The sequence below is a fragment of the Phenylobacterium sp. genome (assembly GCF_036264965.1).
Lineage (GTDB): Bacteria > Pseudomonadota > Alphaproteobacteria > Caulobacterales > Caulobacteraceae > Phenylobacterium.
This window is the reverse complement of the sequence record NZ_DATAPY010000139.1, coordinates 37,208-49,178: the sequence shown is the minus strand read 5'-3', so window position 1 is coordinate 49,178 and position 11,971 is coordinate 37,208. Positions and strand designations below refer to the sequence as shown.

At 70.3% G+C, this 11,971-nt stretch carries 13 protein-coding genes; 4 read left to right on the top strand and 9 right to left on the bottom strand.

What is annotated here, in order from left to right; translation table 11 throughout:
* The first annotated feature begins 206 nt into the window (after positions 1–206).
* The 3 genes from VHS75_RS18665 to VHS75_RS18655 all read left to right on the top strand — a co-directional run bounded on the left by VHS75_RS18665 (position 207) and on the right by VHS75_RS18655 (position 2,740).
* Positions 207–977 (top strand): hypothetical protein, encoded by a 771-nt coding sequence (locus VHS75_RS18665; RefSeq protein WP_329640119.1) that lies wholly within the window; start codon positions 207–209, stop codon positions 975–977.
* 23 nt (positions 978–1,000) lie between these two features.
* Entirely contained in the window at positions 1,001–1,579 is a 579-nt protein-coding gene (locus tag VHS75_RS18660; RefSeq protein ID WP_329640118.1) for a DUF4287 domain-containing protein, read from the top strand.
* A gap of 90 nt (positions 1,580–1,669) precedes the next feature.
* On the top strand, positions 1,670–2,740 hold the full coding sequence (locus VHS75_RS18655) for a mechanosensitive ion channel family protein (RefSeq protein WP_329640117.1): 1,071 nt from the start codon (positions 1,670–1,672) through the stop codon (positions 2,738–2,740).
* Here VHS75_RS18655 and VHS75_RS18650 read toward each other — a convergent pair.
* Positions 2,682–3,050, bottom strand: coding sequence for an EthD domain-containing protein (locus VHS75_RS18650; RefSeq protein WP_329640116.1), 369 nt, complete (start codon positions 3,048–3,050; stop codon positions 2,682–2,684). The two genes, VHS75_RS18655 and VHS75_RS18650, sit on opposite strands and share 59 nt — an antisense overlap.
* Positions 3,051–3,182: 132 nt before the next feature.
* On the opposite strand from VHS75_RS18650, the gene VHS75_RS18645 reads away from it, so the two are divergent.
* On the top strand, positions 3,183–5,024 hold the full coding sequence (locus VHS75_RS18645; RefSeq protein WP_329640115.1) for an NF038122 family metalloprotease: 1,842 nt from the start codon (positions 3,183–3,185) through the stop codon (positions 5,022–5,024).
* 194 nt (positions 5,025–5,218) lie between these two features.
* Here the strand turns inward: VHS75_RS18645 and VHS75_RS18640 are convergent, their stop codons facing one another.
* The 8 genes from VHS75_RS18640 to VHS75_RS18605 all read right to left on the bottom strand — a co-directional run bounded on the left by VHS75_RS18640 (position 5,219) and on the right by VHS75_RS18605 (position 11,883).
* The gene (locus VHS75_RS18640) at positions 5,219–5,515 is read right to left on the bottom strand and encodes a UrcA family protein (RefSeq protein ID WP_329640114.1); all 297 of its coding nucleotides are present in this window, start codon (positions 5,513–5,515) and stop codon (positions 5,219–5,221) included.
* Between the two features lie 170 nt (positions 5,516–5,685).
* Positions 5,686–6,261 carry a hypothetical protein gene (locus VHS75_RS18635; RefSeq protein WP_329640113.1) on the bottom strand — a complete coding sequence of 192 codons (576 nt, stop codon included), beginning with the start codon at positions 6,259–6,261 and terminating at the stop codon, positions 5,686–5,688.
* A gap of 3 nt (positions 6,262–6,264) precedes the next feature.
* Positions 6,265–6,951, bottom strand: coding sequence for a peptidylprolyl isomerase (locus VHS75_RS18630; protein ID WP_329640112.1), 687 nt, complete (start codon positions 6,949–6,951; stop codon positions 6,265–6,267).
* Positions 6,952–6,960: 9 nt separating this feature from the next.
* Positions 6,961–7,449: a hypothetical protein gene (locus VHS75_RS18625; RefSeq protein WP_329640111.1), complete on the bottom strand. Its 489-nt coding sequence runs from the start codon at positions 7,447–7,449 to the stop codon at positions 6,961–6,963.
* 4 nt (positions 7,450–7,453) lie between these two features.
* Complete coding sequence (locus VHS75_RS18620; protein ID WP_329640110.1) at positions 7,454–8,245, bottom strand: site-2 protease family protein; 792 nt, start codon at positions 8,243–8,245, stop codon at positions 7,454–7,456.
* A 13-nt stretch (positions 8,246–8,258) separates the two neighbouring features.
* Positions 8,259–8,855 carry a hypothetical protein gene (locus tag VHS75_RS18615; RefSeq protein WP_329640109.1) on the bottom strand — a complete coding sequence of 199 codons (597 nt, stop codon included), beginning with the start codon at positions 8,853–8,855 and terminating at the stop codon, positions 8,259–8,261.
* A 103-nt stretch (positions 8,856–8,958) separates the two neighbouring features.
* Positions 8,959–10,629 carry a M28 family metallopeptidase gene (locus VHS75_RS18610; RefSeq protein WP_329640108.1) on the bottom strand — a complete coding sequence of 557 codons (1,671 nt, stop codon included), beginning with the start codon at positions 10,627–10,629 and terminating at the stop codon, positions 8,959–8,961.
* A gap of 480 nt (positions 10,630–11,109) precedes the next feature.
* A complete protein-coding gene (locus VHS75_RS18605) occupies positions 11,110–11,883 on the bottom strand; it encodes a hypothetical protein (RefSeq protein ID WP_329640107.1) in 774 nt (257 codons plus the stop codon).
* Between the last annotated feature and the right edge of the window lie 88 nt (positions 11,884–11,971).

The window sequence follows — 11,971 nt, the reverse complement described above, 5'->3', positions numbered from 1 at the left end:
GGGGTTGGCCTTGGGCCCTCGGCTGAGGTCAGGGCTTCTCCCCTCATCCGCTCATCCCCGCGAAGGCGGGGATCCATGCGGCGGCGGGACGCGGTCAGCAGGGGGTCTGCTTCGGGCTCGGCTTGGGTCCCCGCCTTCGCGGGGACGAGCGGTGGAAAACGCACTGAATTTTTGGCCCCTGGCCGACCTCGTGAGACCATCTCCCCATGCCGCCCAAACCCCGTTTCCGCTCCCGCCGCACGCTGGCGCCGCAGCCTTCGCCGCCCGGTCTCTATGTCTCCACCTACACGCCGGAGCTGGGGGCGGAGATCTGTCGGCGGTTGGCGGTGGGGGAGAGCTTGCGCTCGATCTGCCGGCGGGACCCCGCGATGCCGACGGAGCGGACGGTGTGGAACTGGGCGCGGGCGCATCCGGCGTTCGCGAACATGAAGCGCCATGCGCTGAACGTGGCGCGGGCCGCGGCGCTGGCGGCGCAGGGCGAGGCGGACCTGGCGCGGCGAGCGGCGCGGGCCTCGGCCCGCAAGGCGGTGGGCCGGACGGGGCGGCCCAGCGGCTACAGCCGCGAGGTCGTGGACCCCATCCTGGCGCCGATGATGGGCGGCGAGACGCTGGCGGAGATCTGCGCGCAGCCAGGCCGGCCGTCGGTGGCGACGGTGTTCAACTGGCTGCGGCGCTATCCGGAGTTCCTGGAGCGCTACCGCTGGGCCAAAGACCGGGCGCCGGACATCATGGCCGGCGAGGCCTGCGAGGACCTGCCGTGGCTCGGCGAGCGGGAGTCCTACGCGCTGCTGCGGCGCACCGTGCGCGAGAGCGACAAGCGCGCCGCGCGGCTGTCGCTGAAGCGCTATGCGCCGTGGGCAGGGCCCACGCAGGTGACCATGGCGGTGGAAGAGCCCGACGGGGTGCGGCGGACGATCTATGGCGGGGCGGCGGGAGTGGCGGGGCCTGTCGGGACCGCGCCCACCGGCGCGTCCTAGGGGCGAGTTGAACGGAGACGCGGATGACCTTCCAGGCCTATCTCGACAACATCCGGGCGAAGACGGGCAAGGGGCCGGAGGAGTTCAGGCCCCTGGCTGAGGCGCGCGGCCTGCTGGCGCCAGGGGTGAAGGCCGGCGCGGTGGCGGCGTGGCTGAAGGCGGACTTCGACCTGGGCCATGGGCACGCCATGGCGGTGATCGCCAGCTGGCGGCGCGGGCCGGACGGGGTGCGGGCCTCGCCGGAGTCGCGGCTGGACAAACTGTTCTCCGGCGGGCGGGCGGCGTGGAGGGGCGTGTTCGAGGACCTCCTGGCGGCCGCCCGCGGGTTTGGCGGCGCCGGCGCGGTGACCAGTTCGGCCGCCGACAAGTACGTCAGCCTGATGCGTGATGGGCGGAAGTTCGCGATCCTGCAGCCGGGCGCCGCCTTCCTGGACCTGGGCTTCAAGGTCCCGGGCGCGGCGGCGACAGAGCGCCTTGCCCTGGCGGGCGCCTGGAACGCCATGGTCACACACCGCGTCCGCGTCGCCACGCCGGGCGAGGTCGACGCCGAGGTGCTGGCCTGGCTGCGTGCGGCCTATGACGTTGCGGCGAAGGCTGGCTAGGGGAAAGGCGCGGCGAATTCGCGTCCGGCGGCGCCGAATGGGCCGCCCGCGAGTTGATTGGGTCCTGACCAACCGCCTCGCGAGGGACCCTTGGCCACGCCCGCTCCCCCAACCCTGCCCCCGATCCTGCCGTCGCTCCTGCCCTCGACGATCCCCACCGACCCGACCGTGCCGGTGTTCGTCAAGGACGCGCGCCGCCTGTTGCTGGGTGACGGGGAGCTGATGCGCCACATGGCCGACGCGGCCGGCGGCCTGGCGGTGAACCTGGCCCTGGCCCTGGCGATGTTCCTGGGCACGCTATGGGCCGCCAACTGGCTGTCGCAGCTGACCAGCCGCGGCATCGCCAGGGCGCACCGCCGCCGACCGCCGGACACCACCCTGCAGAGCTTCGCCGCCTCGCTGGTGCGCTACTTGGTGGTCGTCATCGGCCTGGTCGCGGTGCTGGGGCAACTCGGGGTCAAGACGACCTCGGTGATCGCGGTGCTGGGCGCGGCGTCCCTGGCCATCGGCCTGGCGCTGCAAGGGGCGTTGGCCAATGTGGCGGCCGGCGTGATGCTGCTGATCCTGCGGCCCTATCGGGTGGGCGACGCCGTCGAGGTGGCCGGCCGGCAAGGCACGGTGCGCGGCCTCGACCTCTTCACCACGCGGCTGGCCAGCGGCGACAACCTCAGCGTCCATGTGCCCAACGCCAAGGTGTTCGGCGACATCGTCGTCAACCAGAGCACGCCGGCGGCGCGGCAGGCGAGCCTGGATTTCGTGATCGACTACGAGGACGACGTGGACCGGGCGCTGGAGATCCTGCTGACTTCGGCCGGCGCCGAGCCGGCGGTTTCGCCCAAGCCGGAACCCTGGGCGCGGATGACCGCGATGGGCGAGCGCGGGGTGACGGTGAGCTTACGCGCCTGGTTCACCCCCAACGCCTTCGACACCGGCCGCTACGACCTGATGAAACGGGTGAAGGACGCGCTGGAGGCGGAGGGCTTCACCTTCCCCTATCCGCAACAGGTGGCGGTGGAGGCCCGCAAGTTCGAGCCGCCGCACAGCCGACGTCGCGCCAAGGCCCAGGCCGCGACGGCGAGTAAGCGAGCCGGCAAGCCGGCGATCAGCCGACGATCGTCCGGTCCTCGCTCCACCAGAGCGGGCTCTTCGAAAGGTCGATGAAGCGGCGCTCGTCCTCCAGCAGGAGCGCGCCGGCGGCGCGCGCCTCTGGGCGCTGGGCGTTGGCCGCCACGGCCTCCAGGCTGTCGAACCAGAGCTCGGCGACGCCGTCGTATTCGGCCGGCGCGGCGCGAGCGGCGCGGACCTCCGTGTTGACGTCCGCCGGCAGGCTGTGGGCCTGGACGTAGCGGCGGATCTGCAGGTCCTCAGCCACCGAAGCCACCAACGGCCCGTGGGTGTTGAACCAGTAGTGCTGGAAGGCCTCGCGGCTGAGGTGCGGCGCGCGGATGAGGCAGAAGGTCAGCTTGATCATGTCAGTCCGGAGACGCTCCCGCCACGGTTGGGCCGCAAACCCTGTGATCCTCACCTGACTGAGTTGACAAGGTCCAGTGCTTCCCCGCCACTGGGGGCAGGGGACGATGTAGCGTAAACTTCGAGGCCGAGCATGACCCTGCCCACCGAAGCCGTCACCCTGGCCGGGAGCGGCCTGACCTTCATCAACTCCTACGACGCCAGCGTCACCGACGCCTATCGCAGTGCGGTGATCACGGCCGAGAACTTCCTGCAGGGCCACTTCACCAACCAGCTGACGGTAAGCGTGGACTTCAGCTACGCGGCGCTCGGCGCCGGGACCAGCGGCTCGAACAACTTCAACGAGATCAACGTCAGCTATGCGAGCCTGGCGTCGGCGCTGCGGTCGCACGCGACAACGGCGGACGATGTCGCCTCGGTGAACGGCCTGCCGGCCAGCGATCCCTCGGGCGGCGTCGGCTTTGCGCTCCCCGAGGCCCAGGCGGTGATGCTGGGGCTGGCGACGCAGTCCAACGACGTCGACGATGCGGTGACGCTGAACAGCAACCTCGGCTTCGCCTTCGGCCAGGACGCGGTGGGGGTGATCGAGCACGAGATCAGCGAGGGCGTCTTCGGGCGGACCTCCAGCCTGGGGTTCGCCGAGACCCGCTGGAACCCGCTGGACCTGTTCCGTTTCACAGCCAACGGGACGCGGGATTACACCGGCGGTTCGGACGGGGTGGCGACCTTCTTCGGCCTGGACGCCAACCAAGTCTCGGCGCTGCAGTACCACAACTCGGTGAGCGCCACGGGCCACTTCGACGGCCAGGACCTGGGCGACTGGGACCACACCTTCGGCGACGCTTTCGGCCCGGGCGGGCCGGGTGCGGCGGGCGTGATCTCGTCCACCGACCTGCAGGTGCTGGGCGTGCTGGGGTGGAATTCGACGCCCTTCGTTCCGGCCGCGGACGACTTCGCCAACAGCCTCTCCGACACCAGCCACCCGATCGGCCAGCTGGCGATCGGCGGGTCGATCAACGCGGCCCTGCAGCAGGCCGGCGACCGCGACTGGTTCGCGGTGCAGTTCCAGGCGGGCGCCACCTACACGATCAGCGAGACCGGCCACACAGGCGGCGGCGGGACGCTGGCCGATCCCTTCCTGCGGCTGCACGATTCCACCGGCGCGGTGATCGCGTCGGACGACGACATCGTCGACGGGACCAACCCGGACTCGCGGATCTCGTTCACGGCGGCTACGAGCGGGACCTATTACGTGGAGACCGGGGCCTTCGCCGACGGCTATGCCGGCACCTACCGGGTGAGCGTCAGCCAGACCAGCGGCTCAACCGCGCCGCCCGGGGAGGTGCTGAACCCGGGACCGGGCGACAACACCCTGCAGGGCGGCGCCGGCAACGACACGATCACCGGCGGCTCGGGGAACAACTACCTGCGCGGCGGCGCCGGCGACGACATCATCAACGGCGGCTCCGGCTTCAACGACATGAACGGCAACATGGGGAACGACACCCTCCATGGCGGCACAGGGACCAACTGGGTGGTCGGCGGCCAGGGCGACGACTCGCTGGTCGGCGGCGGCGGGTTCCAGGACCTGGTGCTGGGCAACCTCGGCAACGATACCCTGGTCGCGGGCTCGCAAGCCAATGTCCTGCGGGGCGGCCAGGGCGACGACGTCATCACCGGCGGCCCCGGCAACGACTTCATCTCCGGCGACCTGGGCAACGACACCGAGACCGGCGGCGGCGGGGCGGATATTTTCCACGGCTCGCAGTCCGTCGGCGTCGACCAGATCATGGACTTCAACTACGCGCAGGGCGACCGGGTCGAGCTGGACCCGGGCACCACCTTCATGACGACGCAGATCGGCCCCAACACGGTGGTCGAGCTGGGCAATGGCAGCGAGATGATCCTGATGGGGGTGCAGCTCTCGACGCTGCCCAGCGACTGGATCTTCCTGGGTACGCAGTCGCACCTCTAGGCTATTTGCCGGGTCGCTCTTCCTGATCGACTGACTTGGGGCAAGTCAGCCGAGAAACGCTCCGCAGACAGCAAGAGACCCGCGACCGGGGAGATCGCGGGTCTGGCGCCCGCCCGGCGGCCGGGGAGCCTGGGCGGGCTGGCTGGAAGGCCGGGGGAGGGCCCTCACACTCCATGTACGCACGGAGATTACGTTTAGACGCGGCTGGCGAATTGCACCGCGGCGGCGGCCTTTTCGTGGGCTTCGGCGCGGACGCCGGCCTGGCAAGCGGCCTTGCTGGTCAGGTTACGCTCGACGACGCAGAACTTGCTGGCGGCGCGGTCGACGCGTTGTTCGAAGGCGGCGCGGCCGGACGCGCTGGCCATGTTCAGGTCGCCGGTCTGGACCCGTTCGCCGGCGTGGGCGGCGGTGGTCAGGGCGGCGATCGGCAGGACGGCCAGGGCCAGGGTGGCGACGCCGGCGACGCGGGAGGTGATCTTGGCGGTGTTCATGGTCGTATTCCTCTTTCAAATCTGAATGGCGGTGCGGGCCGCCGATGAAGAGGGAATACTTGGGGACACCTGTTAAGTCCCGTGAAGTCTCCGTAATGACCTCGAATTCACAAAGTTACCATGCATTCATTACCTAAACGCGATGTAATGTTCTGAACGCGTTGTAATGTTCAGCCGTGGTAGTCGGGCACGCCGATCAGCTGCAGGAAGCTGATGGCGACCACTGGCTTCTGCGGGACGTTGGTGAAATTGGCCGCGGGGCGCGCTTCGACGGCCAGGGTCGCGATGATCCAGGCGTCGGGGAAGGCCTTCAGCTCGCGGTCGGGCATGGCCTTCAGGTGCGGGCAGTGGGTCAGCGCGCGCTCGGCGCAGGCGCGGTGCAGGGGCGCGATGGCGCCGGCGTCGAGCAGGCGCTGGTCGTCCGGCATGTCGGCCGGCAGCCAGACCCCCATGTTGCGGGCGCGGACCTCGGCGGCGGTGGTCCAGTGGCCGGTCTGGCTCCAGCGATCGCCGTTGGCGGTGGGCTTGCCGCACATGGGGCAGAGCATCTCGCGTACCGATTTGCGCTGGCGGAAGAAGTGGTTGCGCGAATAGAGCGGCCGTCCCTCGCCGGGCTTTTCGGCCTGGGCCACGGCGATCGCGCCGTCGACGCTGGGGCAGGGACCGACGCCCAGCATTGGCTCCTCCGACCAGCTGGTCACCCACGGCACATCGACGCCGACCTGAAGTCTCGAAGCGGTGGTCATGGATCAGGCTTTCGGAGTCGTCGCGGGCGTCGGAGCGGGCGGTGCGGCCTCAGGCGCGGCGGCGGGCGGCGGCGAGGCGGGGTCCGGCGGCGGGGCGCGGCGGATGGAGATGATCTTCACCGGGTGGACCAATATCTCGCCCTTCATGGCGCCGACGCCGGCGTTGGGATCGGTGGGCTTGCCGAGGATCGCTTCGGCCACCGGCTTGCCGTCGGTCATCCGCCCGAAGGCCGCGAAGCCGGGATCGGTCGCCGTCGCGTCGAGATAGGTCATGTCGCCGATGCAGATGACCCAATCGGCCTGGGCGGTGCCCGGCGCATAGCGGCCCATGGAGATCGCCCCGTCGGTGTGCTTGATGCCGGTCTTCAGCGTGCTCTCGTGGGCGATGGGCGGCAGCTTCTTCTTCACGTCGTCGCGCAGGCCGCCTTGGATGGCGCCGTAGTCGTTGGCCGCCTGGCCCGGCGGCTTCGACGCCCGGTAGAAGGTCGCCCCGTCATAGAGCTTGCGGTCGACGTATTTCAGGAAGTTGGCGACGGTGATCGGGGCCTTGTCGGGATAGAGCTCGACGGTGATCACGCCCTCGGTGGTGGTGATCACCACGCGGGGATTGGTCGGGGACTGCGCATGAGCTGAAGTGGCGGCGAGGCTCGCGGCGGCGGCGAGGGCGAGGAGGGTTCGGCGGAGGAGCATGGGCCGAACTTACCCGATGGCGCCGGCGCGGCAACGCACGATGGTGTCGGTCTGGCCGGTGGCGCGCGGACCTGGGGGCGTGAGCGCGAAGGTCTCGGTCCGTTTGGCGCATACCCGGCGCGGCGCGCCCACGCCCGAGATCTGGGTGACCACATCGGCGGCAAGCTGGGCGGTGCGGCCGTCGGCGGCGAGCATCACCGCGCCGAGGCTCAGGGTCTCGTGGACCTTGCCGCGCGCGAGGGTCTTGCGGCTCTGCTCGCGGGCTTCAGCCAGCGTGCTGACGCCGTAGGGCACGATCCTGTTGTCGTTGCCGAGCGCCTGGTCGGTGAAGCGCGCTGTCGGTGCGAAGGTGGCGAAATAGGCGGCAAGATCGCCGGCGTTCCAGGCGTGCGACTGGCGTTCCGCCAGGCCGCGGACCTGCGACTCTGTCAGGCGTGGATCGGCCAGGGCCGGGGCTGTGAGCAGCGCCACGACGCCGAGCACGAGCAGCCCGCGCATGTCCCTACCGCTGCCAGAAGTGGAAGGCGCGCCAGCCGGCCTGCAGGGCGTCGAGGTCGAGACCGAGCTTGAAGCTGAGCGTGGCCGCGCCGCGGAACAGGATGGCGCTGGCCCCCGGGACCCAGAAGATCACCAGCAGCAGGCCGATCATCACCAGGCCCTCGACCTTGCGGATCTGCGGCGCTAGGACGGCGGGCAGGAACGGGCGGATCGCGCCGAACCCGTCGAGGCCGGGGATCGGCAGCAGGTTGAGGATCAGGCCCATGGCCTGCAGGAAGCCCAGCACCGTCAGGGCCTCGAAGAGGGTCATCGGCCCCGCGCCCGCCACGCCCCACCCGGCCCAGAACGACAGGCCAAACGCAATCGCCAGCAGGACGACCAGGGTCGCCGCCGGCCCGGCCAGCGACGCCGCGGCGCGCCACAGCCGGGTTCGGATCAGGTCGTTGCGGATATAGACCGCCCCGCCTGGAAAGCCGATGCCGCCCATGGCCAACGCCAGCAGCGGCAGCACCAGGCTGACGCCCAGGTCGCCATAGCGGCGCGGGTCGAAGGACAGATAGCCCTTCTCGGTGACGGTGCGGTCGCCGCCCAGCCAGGCCACCGCGGCATGGCTGAACTCGTGGACCATCACCGACAGGATCCAGCCCACCATCACGAAGGCGAAGACCGCCAGGCCGCTGGGCTGTTCGACGATCCACGCGCCGAGCGCCAGCCAGACCAGCAGGATGGCCGGCCCGACGAAGGGGTTGGGTTTGGCGGGCGCGGGCGCGGGCGGGGAAGCGGCGGAATCGGTCACGCCGCCAGCCCTATCACATCGGCGGCTTGGCGCCGTTTTCCCCGACCGAGACGGAGTTGGCCACCATGCCGTTCGCCGTCTTGCCGACGACCATGAAGACCGGCGTGCCCACCTTGACCATCTCGCGCTTGCCCGGGCCGATCTGCACGACGGGCACATTGGCCGGCACGGTGATGTGGCGCTTGCCGTAGGAGTAATCGACGTCCAGTTCGCGGCTGCCCTTCTTGCCGGCCACGACCGTGCCGACGGTGCCGTTGGTCATCATCGAGCCGGGCTTCAGGTCCCAGCCGTAGTGGCCTTCACCCATCTTCACGCCGGGCGGGAAGACGTGGACCTCAAGGCTCTCGCCCGCGCCGTCGGCTTTGGGCATTTCCGAGGTGCCGATGAAGCTGCCCGGCTGGATGGCGTCGAGGGCCACAGCCTTGGTCATGGCCACGGTCCAGCTGGGCGTGAGCGCGATGGTCTGCGGGCCCTTGTCGGTCTTCACGGTCAGCGACGTGTCGGTCATGGCGGTGACGACGCCGCGGACGACGGTGGGCGCGGGCGGGGTCTGGGCGGCGGCGGTCAAGGCGGTGGCGCTGAGCGCCAGGGCGGCGGCGAACTTGCTCATGTTGGCTTCCATCGGGGTGTTTCCCTCGTCGGCCGTTCCAGCTGAACGCCGTTCGCGCATGGAATAGGAAGCCTTGACGCTAGCGTCAACTTGGCTGGAGCGCCTACTTCCGCATCGCAGCCGTCGCCGCCCGCGTCGCCTTGAACTCGGAGTCGGGGTTCCAGGTCGGCCAGCGGGTCGAGTTGGCGAGGTCGTGGCCGACCTCGTAGAGCAGGTCGATGTCCTGGGCCGCGCCGCGCAGGTCCCAGGCGGCGCTCCAGTCGTCGCAGACCTGATGGTAGCATTTGGCGGTGTAGTCGTTGACCCAGCGCTCGCCGGCCGCGCGGCCGCCCTCGACCAGGTCGGGCCCGCCGGCCATGCCCATGATCAGCACCGTCGGCACCCCGCGCTTGGCGACGCTGAAGTGGTCGGCGCGGTAGAACAGCGCCTTCTCGGGGTGCGGGTCCGGCGTGATGGTGCGGTGCTGACGGGCGGCGGCCTTGGCCATGTCGCCTTCCAGGCTGTCCTTGCCGGAGCCGACCAGCACCAGGTCGTGGCTGGGCCCGGCGGTCTCGACCACGTCCATGGTGAAATTGCCGGCGGTGGTCGCCAGCGGGAACTTGGCGTGGGTGGCGTAGTATTCGCTGCCCAAGAGGCCGCGCTCCTCGGCGGTCCAGACGCCGAAGACGACGGTGCGCTGCGGCTTCGGGCCCTTGGCGAAGGCGCGCGCGATCTCCAGCACGCCGGCCACGCCGATGCCGTCGTCGGCGGCGCCGTGGCGCACGGTGTCGCCAGTCGCGTCGGGCGGGCCCTGGCCGAAGGCGTCCCAGTGCGCGCCGAACATGACGCTTTCCTGCGGCCGCGTGGTCCCGGGGATCTGCGCCAGGACGTTGTGGCTAGTGATCCGCTGTGTCTTGATCGCGTAGTCGGCGGAGAAGGTCGCGCCCTTCAGCTCGACCGGTTTGAATCCGTAGGTCCGCGCACGGACTTTCTCGGCTTCGAAGTCCAGGCCGGCCTGTTTGAACAGATCCACAGCCAGGTCGCGCTGGATCCAGCCCTGGAGCAGAGGGTGGACCTTGGTGGCGTCGGGGCGGACCACGTCGTAGCTGTCGCCGTTGGAGGCGACCACCGTCGACCAGCCGTAAGCGGCGCCGGCGGTCTCGTGGACGATCAGGCAGCCGATCGCGCCTTTGCGGGCCGCCTCCTCGAACTTGTAGATCCAGCGGCCGTAGTAGGTGGCGGCCTGTCCGCCGAACTTGCCGGCCACCGGCTCGCCCGGCTTGGCCTCGAAATCGGGGTCGTTGATCAGCACGACGGCGATCTTGCCCTTCAGGTCGACGCCCTTGAAGTCGTCCCACTTCCGCTCCGGGGCGGTGACGCCGTAGCCGACGAAGACCAGGGGCGCGTGCTCGACCTGCACGCGGCTGACCGGGCGCTGCGACCAGATCATCACGTCCTTGGTCTCGGCGAGGTCCCGGGTTTGGCCGCCGGAGGTGAGCGAGAAGTGGGTCGCGGCCGGGTCGACCTGGAAGCGGATCAGCGGCACGGCCTGGGTCCAGCCGCCCTTGTCGCCGGCGGGCTTCAGGCCGGCGGCTTTGAACTGGCTTTCGATGTAGGCGAGCGTGCCCGCCTCGCCGGGGCCGCCCGGCGCGCGGCCGGCGAGCTTGGAGTCAGCCAGGACTTTCACGTCGGCGGAGAGGCGCGCGGGCGAGATCGGGCCGGAGTCGAATCTGGTCTGAGCGGAGGCGGAGAAGGCCGTCAGGGCGGCGGCGAGGACGAGTGAAGGGATGCGCATGGCGCAACCCTAGCGCAGATGCTCCCCATAGGGGGAGCTGTCAGCCCCCGGGGCTCGGCCGAAGGCCGACCCGAGGATAAACTCCGCTGACTGAGGGGTTTCCTCTCCGGCGCTCGGGATGTCGGCCGTCGCGGGCTCGGCGGGTGAAACCCCCTCCGTCTCGGCGCCGGCGCGCCGATCCACCTCCCCCAGATCGCGCTCCGCGCTGAGGGAGGATCTGGGCGTGTCGGCCAATCCTAGCCATCAATCTCAGGGCTGCCAGTTTGCTTGGCGGTTCGGGCAATTCAAGGACGCGCCAAAGGCGCGCCGCGCGCGGCCGGCCATGGGCCGGTCCTTGACTTGCCCGAACCGCCAAGCTCGCATCTGACCATGAGATTTAAGGGCCGGAAGCATCCTGAAGGATGCTCCCCCCGGGCCGGGCTCAGCGCGGATGGCCGGCCTGTGAGCTCCGGGTCGCAAGCGGACGGCGGGCGCGACCGGTCAGGCTGAGGCCAGCGCGCCGGCGTTCGATCCGGAGGCTGCGAGGTCCGTCCCGCGGATGCGTCGCGAATAGACCTGAGCCAGGACGAAGGTCGACGCCGTGGTCGTCAACGAGCTGAGGGCCAGGCTCCAGAGGCGGTCCGTCGGCGATCTTGGGAGGTGGTGCGTCCAGGCGCCGGCCACTGTGAGGAGCACGCCTGGCAGGATCAACAGGACCGCTGCCAGCAGGAACGGCCCGTAGGCCTGGCTCATCCAGCGCAGGGCGCGCAGGGGTGAAAGCCGGTCGCCGACCAGCAGGCTGATCGGCCACAGGGCGATCGCCGCGGCGGCGAGTGGCAGGCCGATCGCGGCGACGTTGAACCGGGCCATCTGGACCAGCAGGTCGTGGACGGGCGCGCCGAGCGGATGTGGCGCCACGGCCAGGGTCACGCTCAGCGAGACGATGTTCCAGGCCACCATCAAACCCACATAGCTGGCGAGCCGCAGATCGGGGCGCAACGCCATGGGTCTGCGTTCCAGCAGCCAGCGGATCAGCAGGCCCGAGACCACCGCCGTCGCAGCGCCGATGGCGAGGCTGAAGGCTGTCTGTGCGGGGTCGAAGCCTCGGCTGGGCGCCGTGACGTGGGCCATCCTCAGGATCGGCTGGACGGCCTCCAGCAGCCCCCGCGCCGCCCAGGCCGCGAGGAACACCGGCCACGCGGCGCCGATCGCCCGCGCGGCGGCGGCGGCCATCGGGCCGAACCGCACATGATGGTCTGAGCAGTCCTGGTCCATCGCGCCCTCCCCGGCCGAAGCGGATTTAGTCTGCGCTCAGGTTGCAGGCCGCGCAAACCACCCGCCGCCCGTGCCCCAAAAGAAAAGG

Excerpts from the sequence above, each read along its gene's own strand:
- VHS75_RS18665 (WP_329640119.1), top strand. The coding sequence starts at position 207 with ATGCCGCCCAAACCCCGTTTCCGCTCCCGCCGCACGCTGGCGCCGCAG.
- VHS75_RS18660 (WP_329640118.1), top strand. The coding sequence starts at position 1,001 with ATGACCTTCCAGGCCTATCTCGACAACATCCGGGCGAAGACGGGCAAG.
- VHS75_RS18650 (WP_329640116.1), bottom strand. The coding sequence starts at position 3,050 with ATGATCAAGCTGACCTTCTGCCTCATCCGCGCGCCGCACCTCAGCCGC.
- VHS75_RS18645 (WP_329640115.1), top strand. The coding sequence starts at position 3,183 with ATGACCCTGCCCACCGAAGCCGTCACCCTGGCCGGGAGCGGCCTGACC.
- VHS75_RS18640 (WP_329640114.1), bottom strand. The coding sequence starts at position 5,515 with ATGAACACCGCCAAGATCACCTCCCGCGTCGCCGGCGTCGCCACCCTG.
- VHS75_RS18635 (WP_329640113.1), bottom strand. The coding sequence starts at position 6,261 with ATGACCACCGCTTCGAGACTTCAGGTCGGCGTCGATGTGCCGTGGGTG.
- VHS75_RS18630 (WP_329640112.1), bottom strand. The coding sequence starts at position 6,951 with ATGCTCCTCCGCCGAACCCTCCTCGCCCTCGCCGCCGCCGCGAGCCTC.
- VHS75_RS18625 (WP_329640111.1), bottom strand. The coding sequence starts at position 7,449 with ATGCGCGGGCTGCTCGTGCTCGGCGTCGTGGCGCTGCTCACAGCCCCG.
- VHS75_RS18615 (WP_329640109.1), bottom strand. The coding sequence starts at position 8,855 with ATGAGCAAGTTCGCCGCCGCCCTGGCGCTCAGCGCCACCGCCTTGACC.
- VHS75_RS18610 (WP_329640108.1), bottom strand. The coding sequence starts at position 10,629 with ATGCGCATCCCTTCACTCGTCCTCGCCGCCGCCCTGACGGCCTTCTCC.
- VHS75_RS18605 (WP_329640107.1), bottom strand. The coding sequence starts at position 11,883 with ATGGACCAGGACTGCTCAGACCATCATGTGCGGTTCGGCCCGATGGCC.